Annotated in this window: 15 protein-coding genes; 9 read left to right on the top strand and 6 right to left on the bottom strand. The window is 42.3% G+C overall.

Annotated features, from left to right (window positions below; all coding sequences use genetic code 11):
- Positions 1–382 precede the first annotated feature (382 nt).
- The 3 genes from efp (at position 383) to H6G77_RS29565 (ending at position 2,086) form a co-directional block, all read left to right on the top strand.
- Positions 383–940 (top strand): elongation factor P, encoded by a 558-nt coding sequence (efp, locus tag H6G77_RS29575; protein ID WP_190593018.1) that lies wholly within the window; start codon positions 383–385, stop codon positions 938–940.
- Between the two features lie 214 nt (positions 941–1,154).
- On the top strand, positions 1,155–1,676 hold the full coding sequence (accB, locus tag H6G77_RS29570; RefSeq protein ID WP_190593017.1) for an acetyl-CoA carboxylase biotin carboxyl carrier protein: 522 nt from the start codon (positions 1,155–1,157) through the stop codon (positions 1,674–1,676).
- 62 nt (positions 1,677–1,738) lie between these two features.
- Positions 1,739–2,086 (top strand): helix-turn-helix transcriptional regulator, encoded by a 348-nt coding sequence (locus H6G77_RS29565; RefSeq protein ID WP_062289993.1) that lies wholly within the window; start codon positions 1,739–1,741, stop codon positions 2,084–2,086.
- A 49-nt stretch (positions 2,087–2,135) separates the two neighbouring features.
- Here H6G77_RS29565 and H6G77_RS29560 read toward each other — a convergent pair whose 3' ends face one another.
- Together H6G77_RS29560 and proS are read right to left on the bottom strand one after the other, a co-directional pair.
- Positions 2,136–2,756: a GerMN domain-containing protein gene (locus H6G77_RS29560; protein ID WP_190593016.1), complete on the bottom strand. Its 621-nt coding sequence runs from the start codon at positions 2,754–2,756 to the stop codon at positions 2,136–2,138.
- A gap of 563 nt (positions 2,757–3,319) precedes the next feature.
- Positions 3,320–5,134, bottom strand: a complete 1,815-nt coding sequence (gene proS, locus H6G77_RS29555; RefSeq protein WP_190873459.1) for a proline--tRNA ligase — start codon at positions 5,132–5,134, stop codon at positions 3,320–3,322.
- Positions 5,135–5,325: 191 nt separating this feature from the next.
- Between proS and H6G77_RS29550 the strand changes: the two genes are divergently transcribed.
- Positions 5,326–6,717, top strand: coding sequence for a 1-acyl-sn-glycerol-3-phosphate acyltransferase (locus H6G77_RS29550; protein ID WP_190873458.1), 1,392 nt, complete (start codon positions 5,326–5,328; stop codon positions 6,715–6,717).
- 152 nt (positions 6,718–6,869) lie between these two features.
- Here H6G77_RS29550 and H6G77_RS29545 read toward each other — a convergent pair whose 3' ends face one another.
- The 4 genes from H6G77_RS29545 to H6G77_RS29530 all read right to left on the bottom strand — a co-directional run bounded on the left by H6G77_RS29545 (position 6,870) and on the right by H6G77_RS29530 (position 10,104).
- Positions 6,870–7,571: a hypothetical protein gene (locus H6G77_RS29545; RefSeq protein ID WP_190593014.1), complete on the bottom strand. Its 702-nt coding sequence runs from the start codon at positions 7,569–7,571 to the stop codon at positions 6,870–6,872.
- A 23-nt stretch (positions 7,572–7,594) separates the two neighbouring features.
- Complete coding sequence (locus H6G77_RS29540; protein ID WP_190873457.1) at positions 7,595–8,173, bottom strand: Uma2 family endonuclease; 579 nt, start codon at positions 8,171–8,173, stop codon at positions 7,595–7,597.
- Between the two features lie 36 nt (positions 8,174–8,209).
- The gene (locus tag H6G77_RS29535; protein WP_190873456.1) at positions 8,210–9,421 is read right to left on the bottom strand and encodes a HEAT repeat domain-containing protein; all 1,212 of its coding nucleotides are present in this window, start codon (positions 9,419–9,421) and stop codon (positions 8,210–8,212) included.
- Positions 9,422–9,681: 260 nt separating this feature from the next.
- The gene (locus tag H6G77_RS29530; protein ID WP_190593011.1) at positions 9,682–10,104 is read right to left on the bottom strand and encodes a ubiquinol-cytochrome c reductase iron-sulfur subunit; all 423 of its coding nucleotides are present in this window, start codon (positions 10,102–10,104) and stop codon (positions 9,682–9,684) included.
- A 545-nt stretch (positions 10,105–10,649) separates the two neighbouring features.
- Here H6G77_RS29530 and H6G77_RS29525 point away from each other — a divergent pair.
- The 5 genes from H6G77_RS29525 (at position 10,650) to H6G77_RS29505 (ending at position 17,613) form a co-directional block, all read left to right on the top strand.
- Positions 10,650–12,263: a ferredoxin--nitrite reductase gene (locus H6G77_RS29525; RefSeq protein ID WP_190873455.1), complete on the top strand. Its 1,614-nt coding sequence runs from the start codon at positions 10,650–10,652 to the stop codon at positions 12,261–12,263.
- Between the two features lie 153 nt (positions 12,264–12,416).
- Positions 12,417–13,730 (top strand): CmpA/NrtA family ABC transporter substrate-binding protein, encoded by a 1,314-nt coding sequence (locus H6G77_RS29520; protein ID WP_190873474.1) that lies wholly within the window; start codon positions 12,417–12,419, stop codon positions 13,728–13,730.
- A gap of 62 nt (positions 13,731–13,792) precedes the next feature.
- A complete protein-coding gene (gene ntrB / locus H6G77_RS29515; protein WP_190675867.1) occupies positions 13,793–14,632 on the top strand; it encodes a nitrate ABC transporter permease in 840 nt (279 codons plus the stop codon).
- Between the two features lie 77 nt (positions 14,633–14,709).
- Positions 14,710–16,698 carry a nitrate ABC transporter ATP-binding protein gene (locus H6G77_RS29510; RefSeq protein WP_190873454.1) on the top strand — a complete coding sequence of 663 codons (1,989 nt, stop codon included), beginning with the start codon at positions 14,710–14,712 and terminating at the stop codon, positions 16,696–16,698.
- Between the two features lie 84 nt (positions 16,699–16,782).
- On the top strand, positions 16,783–17,613 hold the full coding sequence (locus H6G77_RS29505) for a nitrate ABC transporter ATP-binding protein (RefSeq protein WP_190873453.1): 831 nt from the start codon (positions 16,783–16,785) through the stop codon (positions 17,611–17,613).
- Positions 17,614–17,822 lie beyond the last annotated feature (209 nt).

Below are 17,822 nucleotides of genomic sequence, written 5' to 3'. Positions count from 1 at the left end.
ATTGTTGACCGTGCCAATTTTAGATTTTAGATTTTGGATTTTGGATTATTTTGCGGTTCCAGCACCACCCTTCGTGGGCAGAACAAATCTAAAATCGTCAGTTTAAAATCTCCACACTGCATCCCAGGAGTGGATACTGTCAATCTAAAATCGCAAATCTAAAATCCAAAATTGTTTGACTGGGCGGAACCCATCAATAATCTTCCCATAGTTAGGAGTGCTGAGTGAGTTGGGAGTTGGGAGTGGAGAGTTGGGGTGCAGAGGAGAATCACAAATGACCAATGACCAAGGACGAAGGACAATTGACTCTTGACTAATTAACCAATTACTCCGCTAGAAGGGTACAATAAATGCCGATTGTCTTCCAACATTTGAAAGCTTCATGATCTCTAGTAACGACTTTCGACCCGGTGTATCAATTGTATTAGACGGGTCTGTATGGCGGGTGGTTGATTTTCTCCACGTTAAACCCGGTAAAGGTTCGGCGTTTGTCCGCACCACGCTGAAAAACGTTCAAAGTGGCAAAGTTCTTGAAAGAACTTTCCGGGCTGGGGAAACTGTGCCGCAAGCAACTTTGGAAAAAAGCACAATGCAGCATACCTATAAAGAGGGCGATGAGTTCGTCTTTATGGATATGGAAAGTTATGACGAAGGACGACTCAGTGCCGCACAAATTGGCGATCGCGTCAAATACCTCAAGGAAGGTATGGAAGTGAACGTGATTCGTTGGGACGATGTAGTTCTAGAAGTGGAATTACCTAACTCTGTGGTGCTAGAAGTTATCGAAACTGATCCTGGTGTCAAGGGTGATACAGCTACAGGTGGTACTAAACCAGCCAAAGTAGAAACTGGTGCAACTGTAATGGTTCCCTTGTTTATTTCTCAAGGAGAACGGATTCGGATTGATACTCGTGAAGATAAATATTTAGGCAGGGAATAAATTTTCTCTTAAATTTTAGAGTTAATTGTGATTTAAATCCCTATATAGGGTTTAAATCCCTGCCCTAATACCATATTGGATCTGCGATTTTAGATTTTTGGGTTGGAAATAACTGTCTGTGTTTTAGTTGTATCTATCCATCAGTCTCAATCATTTATTCAATTGGTATCACATAAAATAATCATTTTACGGACAGGTTGAGGTAATAAAAGCTGTGCCATTGGACTTTAATGAAATCCGTCAACTGCTGGTAACTATTGCACAAACAGATATTGCAGAAGTAACTCTCAAAAGTGATGACTTTGAGCTATCGGTACGTAAAGCTGGCAGCATAAACAATCACGCTGTACCGCAAGCTGGTATTGGTGGTGTGGCGACAGTAACAACGATTGCAGCCGGAGGAGTAGCACCAACGCTATCTCCAGAGCGAATTTTAGATACTGCTGGTGCAGGTGTACAGGTGACAGGAAATGCACCTTCAGCGATAGATCAAAGATTAGTAGAAGTTGCTTCGCCAATGGTAGGGACTTTTTATCGCGCCCCTGCACCAGGGGAAGCACCATTTGTGGAAGTAGGCGATCGCGTCCGTCAGGGTCAAAGTGTGTGTATCATTGAAGCTATGAAGCTAATGAACGAAATCGAAGCCGAAATATCAGGGCAAGTTATGGAAATTCTGGTTCAAAATGGAGAACCTGTAGAATATGGTCAACCTTTGATGCGAATTAACCCTGATTAAGTATTAATGTATATATGAAATGAGTGATTGTTAACCTTGTCTGTTTTTACGGATCATTCCTGATGAAACAAGCGTTGCCTGTACCGCCGGAAGTGGTGCAACAAGTAGCCGAATATTTCAGCCTGTTAAGTGAGCCGATGCGTCTACGGCTACTGCACTTACTACGGGATGAAGAAAAATGTGTACAAGAATTGGTAGAGGCAACACAAACTTCCCAGGCGAATGTCTCCAAACACCTGAAAGTAATGTGGCAAGCCGGAATCCTCAGCCGTCGCAGTGAAGGCACTTGCGCTTACTATCGGGTGGAAGACGAAATGATTTTTGAGTTGTGTAATCAGGTGTGCGATCGCATCGCTACAAGGTTAGAACAGCAAGCTCGTAACTTTCGCGTTCTGAATACAAAACTTTAGGTCAGGTGTCATTTGTCATTTGTGTTTACTAATGACCAATGACCAATGACTAAAGTGGATAATTCTTGTCAAAGCTTTCACGGGTGAGGGGTTGTTCCAACTCTACGCCTTCGCCACCTAACACATCTAAAGGTTTACCGTTGACATCAATGTAAACTTTGGCTTTGGGGTTCAGGCTGGAGGCTGTGTACACAACTTGGCCGACACGCGCCACCATTGAGGTACTACCGCCACCACTGGTAAAGCTATCAGATAAATTGACGTGGACTTCCTCACCTTCGACTTTTAGGCTTAGTAGCTTAGTACCTTTGGGAATGGTGGTTGAGTCTGTCGCGTCACTTGGCCCTTCTAATAAAGCCTGAAAAGCTCTTTCTAAGGCTTGGTTAGGCTGAGTTGCGGCTACTTCTACTGATTTAGGCACTAAAGCAATATTTTTGTCTTTGGGTTTTAGCCAATAAACTTGAGCAGTTTTTTCGTCTTGCTGGGTGGTTGAGGGCTGTGTGGGCTGTTGTTGAAGACTTTGGTTGGGGTTGGCGGGGTTAGTTGTGACAGGTGCTTTTTGGGTCTGGGTAGTTAACCAAGCTACACCACCACTAACAGCAATTACGGCTGCGGAAACGGCTGCAACTACGCCCGAAGATATGCGATTAGATTTTTGTTCATCATTCATATTAAAAACCTTCCTGACTGACTAAGGGCTGAAATAATTTTGGTGTGAAGAGCAGCCTGGTTATGGACGATACTTATAAGTTGAGAGTTTCCAGAGATTTCGTGAATAGCTCGATACGCTAAAATCAGGCGATCGCTAAATCTAAATAGTCCTGATCTAATTCTAGAATTTGTACTTTAAATCCGTCATCTACCAAATTCTATAAATCTCATTATTTTGTAAGATTTAGGAAATTATTAAGAATTAGGGAACAGGGAACAGAATTTTTATCTATAACCTGTATTGTCAAAAGTTATAAGTACATAATTAGAAGACGCATTTCGACTCCCTTCTCCTTCGGAGACGCTAACGCGAACGACTACGCTCAGGGCGAGTCGCTCAATGCTCATTAAGCTGACTACAAGAGGGTTGAGTTTCGACTTCGCTCAACTCCCACGAAGCGATGCACTGAGCTTGTCGAAGTGTGGATACTGAGCGCAGTCGAAGTATCGAAACCCGCTAATCGCAAGTTATTACATTTCACTGCAAATAACTCGCAGGAGCTTGGCGCTAAATTCGTTGGGTTAATTTTTACCTTTTATTGCGGCTGTAATCCATTGTTTTAGTGTAGTAATAACTTCATCAATGGCAATTTCTTGAGATTGACGAGTGGCTCTTTCTACTACTTCAACTTTGCCGTTAGCAATTGCACGTCCGGTAACAATTCTATAAGGTATACCGATTAAATCAGCGTCTTTAAATTTAACTCCGGCGCGTTCATCACGGTCATCTAATAATGTTTCAATTCCGGCTTGATTGAGTTCGGTGTAAAGTTTTTCAGCTATTTGCACTTGTTGGGCATCATTAATGTTAGGAATTGTGACGATCGCATGATAAGGTGCGATCGCTACAGGCCAAATAATCCCATCTTTATCGTAAGATTGCTCAACTGCTGACTGTGCCAAGCGGGAAACACCCACACCATAGCATCCCATCACCAAGGGTTTTTCTTCTCCTTGTTCATTGGTATAAGTTGCACCCAAGGCTTGGGAATATTTTGTGCCTAATTGGAAGATATGACCAACTTCGATACCACGCGCACTTTGTAGAGTTTGTTCGGGGTTGTGAATGGCGCGATCGCCTGGTCTAGCTTTACGCAAATCTACTATACTTTCTGGTAGCTTAAATTGCTCATTCCAATTTGCCCCAACGACGTGATAACCAGTTTCATTTGCACCAGTCACAAAGTTTTTCAAATCAACGGCTGTTTTATCCACCAACCGCACAAATTTGGCATGGACTTGTTTATTACCTGCAATATATTCATCACTAATATCTGGTGCAATGTAACCTAAAGGTAAAGGTTTCGCCGCCCAGGTTTGTTGGGTTTCTGCACTGGGTACATTTAAGGCGATGACTGCTTTCGCACCGTAGTTAGTTGCTAACCGCGTCAATTCATTCTGTAATTTAACTTCGTTGACTTCTTGATCTCCACGAATACTTACCAATACCAACACAGTCACGCCATTATCGTAGACTGTTTGATACAAAACGTTTTTCACAACTTGAGTCGGAGAACATTTGAAGAATTTACAGAGTTTTTCAATCGTATCGGTTCCTGGGGTTTCCCGTTTTTCATAACTGGTAAACGGTGAAGTTTCCGCATCCGCAGGTAAAGACACAGCTTTTTCGACGTTAGCGGCGTATTTACCATCTTCGGTGTAAAGAACTTCGTCTTCTCCAGCTTCCGCCAACACCATAAATTCCGTAGAACCAGAACCACCAATTGCACCAGAGTCAGCCTCTACAGGACGAAAAGCTAAACCAGCACGTCGCAACATATTGCTGTAGGCTTGGTACATATCTTGGTAGGTTTTTTTCAAACTTTCTTCATCGACGTGGAAAGAATAACCATCTTTCATGATGAATTCTCGTCCGCGCATCAAACCAAAGCGGGGGCGAATTTCGTCACGGAACTTGGTTTGCAGTTGGTAGAGATGTAGCGGTAACTGACGATAAGAGCGAATCATATCACGCGCGATCGCTGTGATCACTTCTTCATGCGTCGGCCCTAATCCTAATTGTTGCTCACGGCGATCGATTAGGGAAAACATAATTCCCTCAGCTTTAGTATAAGTATCCCAACGTCCTGATTCCTTCCACAAATCAGCAGGCTGTAATTGGGGTAACAAACATTCTTGTGCGCCTGTGGCGTTCATTTCTTCGCGCACAATTTGAGAAACCTTTTGCAACACCCGCCACATAAACGGGAGATAAGCATAAATACCGCTACCGATGCGACGAATATACCCTGCACGGAGTAATAACTTATGGCTGGGAATTTCCGCATCAGCAGGATCATCCCGGAGTGTAACGAATAACATTTGTGACAGTCGCATCGTTTAATCCCTTTCCAATTGCAAATCTTTATGTCAACTAAAGTATGAAGTATGAAGTGTGAAGTATAAAGTGCTTGGCTAATAGTCATTTGTCATTTGTTATTTTCACCCTGCATCCCAAACCTTTTTAAAATACTCAGCACTCAGCACTCAGCACTCAGCACTCTCTACTACTTCAGGAGAAACTTACCTTGTCAGACGTAATTTATCAAGCGCAGCCACCTTTAGAATTTATTCCGCCAGCGTTTAATCCTTTATTTTTGCGAGTTGTTCACACGGTTCTACCTAGTTGGATACAATGGCAAACGTCTATTTCCCAGATAGAAGCTGACAACGTAGAAATTTTGGCGGATCTTTATCGTCAGTTTCAAGAAGGTAAGGTGCGCTTTTTGTTGGCGTTTCGTCATCCTAAAACAGATGATCCCTTTTGTTTGGTTTACTTGCTGTCTCAACTTGTGCCGAGGATAGCACGACAACAGGGTATAGCATTACAATCGACCATTCATGCTCATTTTATCTACGATCGCGGCATTCCTCTCTGGGCGGGTAACTATGTAGGCTGGATGGCTTCACGGTTGGGTGGAACACCTATTCAACGGGGTAAAGCTGACTGGACAGGGTTACGTTCGGCGCGTGATTTGTTCGCCAATGGTAAATTCCCGATGGCTGCTGCGCCAGAAGGTGCAACAAATGGACTATCAGAAATTGTGAGTCCATTAGAACCCGGTATTGCCCAGTTAGGCTTTTGGTGTGCGGAAGACTTACAAAAAGCCGGACGCTCGGAACAGGTTTTAATTGTACCAGTTGGACTTAAATATAGTTATACTGCTGCGCCTTGGAGTGCGATCGCGCAATTATTGAGTGATTTAGAAGCAGCGAGTGGTTTGCCTGTGAATGCGGGAAAAACCGATAATATTGCTTCGATGGAGTTACTTTATCCGCGATTATTAGCTTTAGCAGAGCATTTATTATCTTTGATGGAGCAATTTTACACGCGGTTTTATCATCAAAAGTTAGCAGATGCTCAAGCTGTCGCGGAAATTAAAGATAGAAATGAAGCTTTAGCATTTCGATTACAAGCATTATTAAATGCTGCCTTGCAAATCTCTGAACAGTATTTTAATTTGCAAGCTAAAGGTACTTTAACAGACCGTTGTCGGAAAGTAGAACAAGCTGGTTGGAATTATATATTTAGGGAAGATTTTAAAGATATCAACGCATTATCTTCTGTGGAGATAGCTTTAGGCGATCGCATTGCGGAAGAAGCAACTGCGAGAATGTGGCACATGCGCTTAGTAGAAAGTTTTGTGGCGGTTTCTGGTAATTATATTAAAGAGAAACCCTCAGTTGAAAGATTTGCCGAGACAACTTTAATTTTATCCCAGATGATTGCCAAAATTCAAGGTGATAAATATTTTCAGCGTCCACAGTTGGGTAAGCAAAAAGTTAAGATTAATATCGGTCAACCGTTATCTATATCTGAGCATTATTCTGCATATAAAGAAAGTCGTGCAGGTGCAAAGCAAGCGGTTAGTGATTTTACAAATGATTTACAACAGGCGATGCAAAGTTTGATTTTATGAGGAGAAGATTGTTTCACGCAGAGACGCATACTTCGACTTACCTCGACTTCTCCTGACGGAGACGCTGCGCGAACGCTCGGTACTAGTCGCTCAGTAACCAGAGGCGCGGAGAGTTATTGAGTGAGTATAATCTCATTAATATAACAGGTCAATTAATAATTTTCTGGAAATGGCATCATACCGATGTGTGGATGGCTCAAGGCTAGAAGCCCATTTCCTTCCTGTAAAACAGTATGAAAACAGGACAGAATGATTGATTGAAGGGTTTCTGCATCATCTTCATTACAGTTTCCTCTAAATCCGATTGACTTTGCTCCTTGAATAAATTCATCAGTACTTATTTCTGCAAAAACTTCTTCTATGATTGCTAAAACATTTGCTATATTTTCTGGTGTTACAAACATATTTCCTAAGTAACCAGGAAGTTTATTTGCACGTTGCCAACCTAAACCACCCCATAACATTTCTGTGGCACATACACGATTAGTTATGATTAATTCTAGTTGGACTTGGCTCATTCTTTGGGAAATAATTGGAGTATTACCTAAAAATAGAGTATCAAAAATTTCTACAAATGCTTTTGGGAAAAAAATATGGTATGTTTGATGTAAATCTTCCCAGTCAAACACATCAGAATTTTTTTGTCTTTGAATCAGACAATCAGGAAAATAAATATTAGATTCATTTAATGTTCGGAAAGGTAGCTGATTCAGAATTTCCGTTCTGATTTTAAGATAGTCTTGTAGGTGATATGCAATTTGCGATCGCTCCACAGCTTGATTAAAAGCTTGAGATACATTGAGTACATCTGAAGGCTCTATTCTAAACAAGCACCAAACTGGATCAGCACTCATAATTTATTGAAATTTCAAATAAATTACACACCTGGGAAGACTTTAGATAAATCTAAAACTAAATCATTAAAGTATGGTAGATTGACTGATTCATTTGGTAGAAATATGAGTTTGCGACGATAACCAAATTGTCCTTGTGAGCTTTGATAAGGTTCGCTGTAACACTCCAAAAAATTATCTACTAAATTAAATATCCAATAATCGGGAATACCCGCTTCAGCATAGATAGATAATTTTGTTTCTTGGTCGTATTTTAAAGAGGAATCAGAAATTTCTATTAGTAGTATTACATCCGATGGACTAGGATGCTCTCTGAAATAATCATCAGAACGATTTTGGACAATTACTAAATCTGGTTCTGGTTCGCTAATATCAGAAATAATAATCGGTTCTTGTCCTCTAAGAGTTGCTTTCCCTGCAATGAGTGTGAATAATTCTCGATTCAAGCGGGTATTACAAACAGAATGTGGTGTACCTTTCGCAGCCATTTCAATAATTTCTCCTTTGATTAACTCAACGCGGTCATTTTCTGCAAAAAAGCCGAGTTCAGTTAAACGGTGATATTCAAATATTGTGAAGCGTTTAGCAGTTGAGATACTCATAAAAACTATATAAAAGTATGATTACTTTAATTGTAATCAATACTGGATGGGGAGAATTTCTGGTGAGAGTTTTTTCAGTGCAGCGATCGCGTGTAATTTTACCTGTTCGTTTGAGTCTTGTAATAAAGTAGTTAATGAGGGGATAGCTTGCTGATTGCCTAACTGTCCTAAAGATAATGCGATCGCACTTTTGATATAGGCAATTTCTTTCGCTGAATTATGTGAGTTTAATAATTCTAATAAAATTTCTGTGGCTTTTGCAGTTAACTGTGGTTTTTCAACTCGTCCTAAAACTGTGACAATTTCTTGACACAATATTTCTGATTTAGTTTGGTTTAACGCCTGCTGTAAATATTCCAAACCCGAAATTGTCCCTACCCAAACTAAAGCGCGAATAATTTCGAGTTGTAAGGTTATGGGTGTATGGGGTGACATCAGCACCGAAAATAAATGTTGGGTAGCCGCATCACCCCCAAGCCGAGAAAGAGCAACGGCTGTAGCACTACAAACCTCAATATTGAAGTCATCAAGCTTGGGGTGGAGTTTGGCGACTAAATCTAATTCTCCAGTTAAATCGGGGCGGAAACTTAAACCGAGTACGGCGATGCGTCTAATTGTCGCCACCACATCATCTAAAGCTGTGATGAGTACAGGCGGTACACGTTCATCATGAAAGCTGCTGAGGGCTTCTAGGGCGGTGGCGCGAACTGCAACTTCCGTATCTTGTACCACAGTCAATAAGGGTGCAATGGTTTCTGGAGTGCGAATATAAGCCAGCGATCGCACCGCCAAAAGTCTGGTATCATCTTGCTTTAACAGTTGGGAGAGTTGGGTAATTGCTAAACTCCCCATTTGTCCTAGTGATGTAGCTGCGATCGCTTTTAATTCTTCATCATTACTAGTTTTGAGCAATTCTACCAAAGGTGCGATCGCCTCTGGATGTTGAAACTCGCCTAAAGTTCGCGCCGCATACCAATGCAATTCTTCCTCTGCTTCTTCGTCTTCTAAAATCTCAATCAGTGGTGGAATGGCAATATTTCCCAAGCGAAGTAAAACCTTGGTAATTTCCCAACGCTGCTGAAAATCGCCCATTTCTAAAACAGGCAGTGCTAATTTCAGTAAATCTTCTGAATATTGCTCATTTTCCACCACAATCAACTGTTGCAGGTATTGAATCAGCACTGACCAATCACCAGTATTATATGCTGACTGTGCCTGTATTAAAAGCTGGTTGGTATTGCCTTGCATAAGCTAGGGAGTGGGAGACAAGGGGGATAAGGAAGATAAGGGATAAGATACCGATATGCAATTTATTTTTATGACCCCTCTCCAAACCTCTCCCCGTTTCGGGGAGAAGCTTTAAATCTTACTCCCCTTCCCTACAAGGGAAGGGGTTGGGGGTTAGGTTTGAGAGAAAGTTGTACACGGCGTAAATATAGCAATTGGCAAAGTAGTCGGGACATCAGCAAGACAACAAAAGACTTTGTAATTCTGTCACCTGTTGCCTATTAACTCTTCACCAAAACTGAATCGCCCTCAATTTTGGCGGTGTAGGTTTTTAATGGTTTTTCGGCCGGGCCTTTTTGTACTTGACCATCAGTGCCATATTCTGCACGGTGACAGGGACAGGCGAATTTTTTTGCATCGGCTTTCCAGTCTACGGTGCAGCCTTTATGAGTACAGGTAGGGTCAACAGCAACCAGATTACCAGCTTGAGATGTACCCACTACCAGAACATTTCCAACAGGGGAATTTTTGACCAACAGTTGACCTTTTTGGTCTAGGTCTTTAGTAGTGCCGACTTTTTGCCAACTTCCAGCAGCTTCAGATGTTGGTGTATTTGTCTGGGAAGTACAGGCCGCAATAGCCACTGGTAGGTTACTTGCTATTAAACCTAAACCAACCCAATTGATAAAATCACGACGTTTCATAGTTGTGGAAATTATTTGTAATTAGATTAACAGCGATCGCTTGCTCTACGGTTAGCAGTTTCTCCAGACTTGAGCATCAACATCATACTGGTGTGAGTTAGCGACGCTTTTAGATCACTCATCTGCTCAGTGTAATGCAGAAAACGCATTTTTATGATGCAAAATTAGGAATTTTACTAATATTTTGTAGCTAATTATACGATTTTAGCAGAAATCTGACTTTAACCTTAAAAGTGTCGAAATTGTTACATAAACAATTGCCCTGTTTACTCGCTAAATCTTCCCTATGTAAAAGATGACAAATTGTCTCCCAAAGCTTACGAAGTCGCGTTCAGTTTAAACTTGAAATCAATCTAAAATTCTGAGTCAATTCATCAGTAGATAAATTATTTCAGAACGCACTTAAAACTTAAAAATTAGCAATAAATAAATATTCAATTTAAAGCCTCCAAACTCGTAGAAACAACATCCAAACTACGGGTTGATTGATATTGGCTCAAGAAACCTGAAGTTCTCACTGGATTAGTAATAATGAGAGTTAACTCATGACAGATACAGGAACCACTACCAAAACCAGCGTCAATAAATTCGAGAAATTCAAAGCAGAAAAAGACGGACTCGCAGTTAAAGCCGAAATCGCCAAATTTGCCACCCTCGGATGGGAAGCAATGGACGAAACCGACCGAGATCATCGACTCAAATGGGTAGGCGTATTTTTCCGCCCAGTTACCCCAGGCAAATTTATGATGCGGATGCGGATGCCGAATGGTATTCTCACCAGTGACCAAATGCGAGTTTTGGCGGAAGTATTGCAGCGTTACGGTGATGATGGTAGTGCTGACATTACCACTCGGCAGAATATTCAATTGCGAGGAATCAGAATTGAAGATTTACCCGATATCTTCAATAAATTTCACGCTGTCGGTTTAACTAGTGTGCAGTCTGGGATGGACAACGTTCGCAACATCACAGGCGATCCCGTCGCTGGACTGGATGCGGATGAATTGTTTGATACACGGGATTTGGTGCAGCAAATTCAAGATATGCTCACCAACAAAGGACAAGGCAACCCAGAGTTTACCAACCTCCCCCGCAAGTTTAATATCGCCATCACAGGTGGACGGGATAACTCAGTTCACGCCGAAATTAATGATTTGGCATTTGTTCCAGCCTATCAAGAGGCAGGGGAGCAGGGGAGCAGGGGAGCAGGGGAGGAATATCTTCTCCACAACTCAGCATGTAAATTCGGGTTTAACATCTTGGTTGGTGGCTTTTTCTCCGCAAAACGCTGTGATGCGGCAATTCCTCTGAATGCTTGGGTTGCGCCAGAAGATGTGGTGGCGGTATGTAGAGCAGTTTTAGAAGTATTTCGGGATAATGGCTCACGGGCTAACCGCCTGAAATCACGCTTAATGTGGTTAATTGATGAATGGGGTATAGATAAGTTTCGCGCCGAAGTCGAACAGCGTTTAGGTAAATCATTGTTACCTGCTGCGCCCAAAGACGAAATTGATTGGGAAAAACGCGACCATATTGGCGTATACCAACAAAAACAACCAGGATTTAACTATGTAGGCTTTCATGTTCCCGTTGGGCGGTTGTATGCCGAAGATATGTATGAAATTGCGCGACTTGCAGAAGTGTATGGTAATGGTGAAATTCGACTAACAGTTGAACAAAACATCATCATTCCGAATGTTTCTGATGGTAGTCTGGCAACATTTTTAGCAGAACCCCTCTTAACAAGATTTTCCATCAATCCGGGGGCATTAGAGCGATCGCTTGTTTCCTGCACAGGCGCACAATTTTGTAACTTCGCCCTCATCGAAACCAAAAACCGCGCCCTAGCCACCATTCAAGCTTTAGAAGCAGACTTAACCTTCACCCAACCAGTCCGCATTCACTGGACGGGTTGTCCCAACTCCTGCGGACAGCCACAAGTTGCAGACATCGGCTTAATGGGTACAAAAGCCCGCAAAAATGGCAAAGCCGTAGAAGGCGTAGACATTTATATGGGTGGCAAAGTCGGCAAAGACGCGCACTTAGGAACCTGCGCCATCAAAGGCGTACCCTGCGAAGACTTGCAACCAGTCTTACAAGACCTACTCATCAAGCACTTTGGCGCAGAACTCAAACAAGAAGCCTTGGTTGAAGTGTGAAGTATGAAGTATGAAGTCTGAAGTCTGAAGTCTGAAGTCTGAAATTTTAGACTTCTACTTATGTTTATGCAAAACCTCTCTCAAACTCTCATTCCTCTGCGAACTCTGCGCCTTGGCGGTTCGTAACTCCTACAAATGACAAAGGACAAATTAATGACCAATCTTTCCCGCAGAAAATTTATTTTTACTACTGGTGCAGCCGCCGCCGCTTCTATTGTTGCTCATGGTTGTTCCAGCAATACAGCCTCCAATGGTGGTAACAACCCATCCGCCGCACCAGTCGCTAACGTCACCTCTGCAAATGCGCCCAAAGTTGAGACAACCAAAGCCAAACTCGGATTTATTGCCCTTACTGATTCTGCACCGCTCATTATTGCCAAAGAAAAAGGTTTATTTGCGAAATATGGGATGACAGATGTCGAAGTTATCAAGCAAAAATCTTGGCCTGTCACCCGCGATAACTTAAAAATTGGTTCGGCTGGCGGTGGTATTGATGGCGCACATATCCTCAGCCCTATGCCATATCTGATGACCATTAACGATAAAGTGCCGATGTATCTCTTGGCGCGATTAAATACAAATGGTCAGGCTATTTCTGTTGCCAATAAATTCAAAGAACTCAAAGTCAACCTCGAAAGTAAAGCACTCAAAGAAGCGGCAAATAAAGCCAAAGCTGATAAAAAATCCTTAAAAGCTGGAATTACTTTCCCTGGTGGTACTCACGATTTATGGATGCGTTATTGGTTAGCTGCTGGCGGGATTAATCCAGACCAAGATATGGTTTTAGAACCTGTACCACCACCACAAATGGTTGCCAATATGAAAGTGAATACAATTGATGCTTTCTGTGTTGGTGAACCTTGGAATGCTCAATTGGTCAGTCAAAAATTAGGTTATTCCGCCTTAGTTACAGGTGAATTATGGAAAGACCATCCAGAAAAAGCCTTTGCTATGCGCCAAGATTGGGTTGATAAAAATCCCAACGCTGCCCAAGCAATATTGATGGCAATTCTAGAAGCGCAACAATGGTGCGATAAGGCAGAAAACAAAGAAGAAATGTGCAAAATCTGTAGCGATCGCAAATACTTTAATGTTGCAGCCGCAGATATTATCGAGAGGGCTAAAGGTAATATTGACTTTGGCGATGGGCGGACAGAAAAAGAATTTCCTTATCGGATGAAATTCTGGGCTGATAATGCTTCCTATCCCTACAAGAGCCACGATATTTGGTTTTTAACTGAAGATATTCGCTGGGGTTACTTGCCAAAAAATACCAAAGTTAAAGAAATCGTTGACCAAGTAAATAAAGAAGACCTGTGGAAGAAAGCAGCGAAAGCTATTGGTGTCCCTGATTCCCAAATTCCTACTAGTAGTTCTCGTGGTGTAGAAACTTTTTTTGATGGAGTGAAATTCGACCCAGAAAAACCAGAAGAATATTTGCAATCTTTGAAAATTAAGAAAGTTTAATTTCTGACTTCTCTCCCAACGATCGCAACACAATTTATTAACACTTTCGGAATCATAAAATAATGGCAGTTGTTCTAGGAAATCGCACAGTTAGAAAAAAGCCCCAAAAGGCTATTAATAAATTTATTGTCAAAAAAGTTATACCACCGTTGGTAGCACTAGCTATCTTTCTGGTGATTTGGCAATTACTTTGTTTAAATCCTGGCTTTAAATTACCTGGCCCAATAGAAACATTTACCGAAACTTTTGACCCTTTTATTATTCACCCATTTTTTGATAATGGTGAAAGCGATAAAGGTTTAGGTTGGCAAATACTCAGCAGTTTAGGCAGGGTTGGTTTGGGTTTTTCATTAGCAACAATTGTCGGCATCACATTAGGAATTTTAATTGGTGCTAATCAATTTATTTACAATGCGGTAGATCCAATATTTCAAGTGTTAAGAACTGTACCGCCACTGGCATGGCTACCAATTTCTTTAGCAGCATTTCAACAAGCTAATCCTTCAGCAATTTTCGTGATTTTTATTACGTCGATTTGGCCGATTATTATTAATACAACCGTGGGAGTGCAGCAAATTCCACAAGACTATGTGAATGTAGCTAGAGTTTTAAAACTGAAAGGGCCAAAGTATTTCTTTAAAATTGTGTTTCCGGCGACTGTACCGTATATTTTTACGGGGTTAAGGATTGGGATTGGGTTGTCTTGGTTAGCAATTGTCGCGGCGGAAATGTTAGTCGGTGGTGTGGGTATTGGTTCGTTTATTTGGGATGCTTACAACACGACTACGGAAACTAATTTGAGTGAGATTATTTTGGCGTTGATTTATGTTGGTTTGGTGGGGTTGATATTGGATAGGTTGGTTGGTTTTATTGCGAGTAAGGTTGTGGCTGAACAGAAGTAGAAAACTGAGAGCGTTGGTTGAATCCAGAAAAAGAATTACCTCACGCAAAGGCGCAAAGACGCAAAGAGTAATTAGATATGACTACTACTTTTGTTGAAGTTGACCACGTTGATAGAATTTTTGATTTACCGAATGGTGGTAAATATATTGCGCTGAAGAATATTGAATTAAAAATTCGGCAGGGGGAGTTTGTTTCTTTAATTGGGCATTCTGGTTGCGGGAAGTCTACTTTACTTAACATCATTGCGGGTTTAGATAGAGCCAGTATTGGTGGTGTGACTTTGGAAGGTAAGGAGATTAGAGAACCGAGTCCAGACAGAATGGTGGTGTTTCAAAATTACTCGCTGCTTCCTTGGTTAAATGTGCGGGAAAATATCGCTTTGGCAGTGGATGAGGTTTATCAAAATAAGTCGAAAAGCGATCGCCTGTCTATCATCGAAGAACATATCGATATGGTAGGCTTGCGTCTAGCAGCTAAGAAGCGTCCCAGTGAGTTATCTGGCGGGATGAAACAACGAGTTGCGATCGCTCGTGCTTTGGCAATTCGTCCGAAGTTGTTATTGTTAGATGAACCTTTTGGTGCTTTAGATGCGCTCACACGGGGTAGTTTGCAAGAACAATTGATGAAAATCTGCAATGAGCATAATGTTACTTGTGTGATGGTAACTCATGATGTGGATGAAGCATTATTGTTAAGCGATCGCATCGTTATGCTCACCAATGGCCCAGAAGCGCACATTGGGCAAATTCTGGAAGTACCTATCCCTCGCCCCCGTCAGCGTTTGGAAGTCGTCAATCATCCCAGTTACTACAATCTGCGGAATGAGATGATTTACTTCCTCAATCAACAAAAGCAGGCTAAGAAACGCCAAGCGCAAAAAGCAGCTGCACCTGTGGCGGTATCCCCAAGAGGGTTGGAAAAGGTCAACTTAGAAATCGGCTTTTTACCTTTAACTGACACTGCACCTTTAATCGTCGCCCAAGAAAAAGGCTTCTTTGCTGAATATGGTTTAGAAGTCACCCTCAACCGTGCAAGCAATTGGAATGAAATTGCCAAAGGGGTAGCCACAGGTAAATTAGATGCAGCCCAAATGCTGGCAGGAATGCCCTTAGCACTCACTTTAGGCGCAGGTGGTAAAACACCAATTCCGGTTGTCAACGCGCTGAATCTTTCCCGCAACGCTAACGCTATCACCTTAAGCAAAAGACTGTATAGCGAAGGTGTGAGAAATCTAAGCGACCTGAAAGCGGCAATTAACGTTGCTCCTGACAGAATTTTGACATTGGGTGTAGTTCATCCCACATCCATGCAGAACTTAATTCTGCGTTATTGGTTAGCGGCTGGCGGGATTAATCCTGATACAGATGTGAGTTTAACTGCGATCGCACCTACAGAAATGGTCGCTCAACTCAAAGCCGGAACCATCGACGGTTACTGTGCTGGCGAACCTTGGAATTATATGGCGGTTCATGATGATGTCGGTTTCGTTGCAGCCACCGCCCTAGAAATTTGGTCAGGACAACCCAAAAAAGTATTAGGTGTGCGCGAAGACTGGGCGCAGCAATATCCCGAAACTTATCTCGCCCTAATCAAAGCCCTGTTAGAAGCGTGCAAATATTGTGATGACCTCCGCAACCGCGAAGAAATTCTCAAATTAATTTGCCGTCCTGAATACCTCAACCTCAACCCAGCCTACATCCGCCCAGGCTTCATTGATCCTTACAATCGCGGCGACGGTACTCAACCCCAATCACTCACCGCCTATAACCAGTTTTACCTCAACAAAACCAACTACCCCAACCGCACCGAAATCTTGTGGATGGTAACTCAACTAGCACGCTGGGGCTTGACACCCTTCCCCAAAAACTGGCTAGAAATTATCGAAAGAGTCTGTCGCGCAGACATCTTTGGTGCAGCCGCCCGTGACCTCGGCTTACTCGATACTGGCTACGACGACCCAATTCACCTATTCGACGGTAAAGTTTTTAACCCCTCAGAACCCCTAGAATACCTCAAAAGCTTAGAAATCAAGAGAGACATCCGTATAGAAGAAGTATTTATTTAGTCATTAGTCATTAGTCATTCGTCCTTTGTAACTCTCCGCGCCTCTGCGCCTCTGCGTGAAAAAATAATAAATTCGGAAAATATCATGCAAATCATAAACAAAACTCTCCAACAACCACAAACCAAAGCCGAGAACTTCCTCGTAATTGAAGGCGTAAGCAAAATCTACCCCACCCCCGAAGGCCCCTACACCGTCCTCGATGGGATTGACCTCAAAGTTCGTGAAGGCGAATTTGTCTGCTTAATTGGTCACTCTGGCTGCGGTAAATCCACTCTCCTCAATATGGTGTCTGGCTTCAACACACCCACCGATGGCGTTGTCATGCTGCAAGACCAACCCATCACCGAACCAGGCCCAGACCGGATGATGGTATTTCAAAACTATTGCTTATTACCTTGGCTAAGTGTATTTGAAAATGTTTATCTAGCAGTAGATTCCGTATTTCCCAAAAAGCCCCAAGCCGAAAAACGCGCCATTGTTAGAGAACACTTAGCAATGGTGGGATTGACAGAAGCCGCAGACAAGAAACCACATCAAATTTCTGGCGGGATGAAACAGCGAGTGGCGATCGCTCGCGCCCTTTCCATCCGTCCCCAAGTCTTGATTTTAGATGAACCCTTCGGTGCATTAGACGCAATCACCAAAGAAGAACTACAAGAAGAACTACTGCAAATCTGGAGTGACCATCAAGTTACCGTCTTGATGATTACCCACGATATTGATGAGGCGCTGTTCTTAGCCGACAGAGTAGTAATGATGACCAATGGCCCAGCCGCTCAAATCGGTGAAGTGTTAGAAATTCCCTTTTCCCGTCCCCGCAACCGCCGCCGCATCATGGAAGACCCAGAATACTACAACTTGCGGAACTATGCTCTAGATTTCCTCTATCGTCGGTTTGCTCATGATGAGGAGTAAGATTTTTTCTCACGCAAAGACGCAGAGGCGCAAAGAAGAGTGAGAAACTTAGGACTTACGCAAGAACTCTCTCAAACTCTTATAACTTCGTGTCCTTTGCGCCCTTTGCGGTTCGTTTTTTCATAATTTTGCGTAAGTTCTGAAAGTAAGGAATTTCGAGATAAATGGGAATATAGGGATGCTGATGGTTCATAAACAATCAATCAGCC

Source organism: Aulosira sp. FACHB-615, from assembly GCF_014698045.1.
Taxonomy (GTDB): Bacteria; Cyanobacteriota; Cyanobacteriia; order Cyanobacteriales; family Nostocaceae; genus Nostoc_B.
Note: the sequence above shows the minus strand (reverse complement) of the source record. Positions and strands in the feature narration are given on the sequence as shown.

Coding starts and splice junctions, on each gene's coding strand:
- efp (WP_190593018.1), top strand. CDS start 383: ATGATCTCTAGTAACGACTTTCGACCCGGTGTATCAATTGTATTAGAC.
- H6G77_RS29565 (WP_062289993.1), top strand. CDS start 1,739: ATGAAACAAGCGTTGCCTGTACCGCCGGAAGTGGTGCAACAAGTAGCC.
- H6G77_RS29560 (WP_190593016.1), bottom strand. CDS start 2,756: ATGAATGATGAACAAAAATCTAATCGCATATCTTCGGGCGTAGTTGCA.
- proS (WP_190873459.1), bottom strand. CDS start 5,134: ATGCGACTGTCACAAATGTTATTCGTTACACTCCGGGATGATCCTGCT.
- H6G77_RS29545 (WP_190593014.1), bottom strand. CDS start 7,571: ATGAGTGCTGATCCAGTTTGGTGCTTGTTTAGAATAGAGCCTTCAGAT.
- H6G77_RS29540 (WP_190873457.1), bottom strand. CDS start 8,173: ATGAGTATCTCAACTGCTAAACGCTTCACAATATTTGAATATCACCGT.
- H6G77_RS29535 (WP_190873456.1), bottom strand. CDS start 9,421: ATGCAAGGCAATACCAACCAGCTTTTAATACAGGCACAGTCAGCATAT.
- H6G77_RS29530 (WP_190593011.1), bottom strand. CDS start 10,104: ATGAAACGTCGTGATTTTATCAATTGGGTTGGTTTAGGTTTAATAGCA.
- H6G77_RS29525 (WP_190873455.1), top strand. CDS start 10,650: ATGACAGATACAGGAACCACTACCAAAACCAGCGTCAATAAATTCGAG.
- H6G77_RS29520 (WP_190873474.1), top strand. CDS start 12,417: ATGACCAATCTTTCCCGCAGAAAATTTATTTTTACTACTGGTGCAGCC.
- ntrB (WP_190675867.1), top strand. CDS start 13,793: ATGGCAGTTGTTCTAGGAAATCGCACAGTTAGAAAAAAGCCCCAAAAG.
- H6G77_RS29510 (WP_190873454.1), top strand. CDS start 14,710: ATGACTACTACTTTTGTTGAAGTTGACCACGTTGATAGAATTTTTGAT.
- H6G77_RS29505 (WP_190873453.1), top strand. CDS start 16,783: ATGCAAATCATAAACAAAACTCTCCAACAACCACAAACCAAAGCCGAG.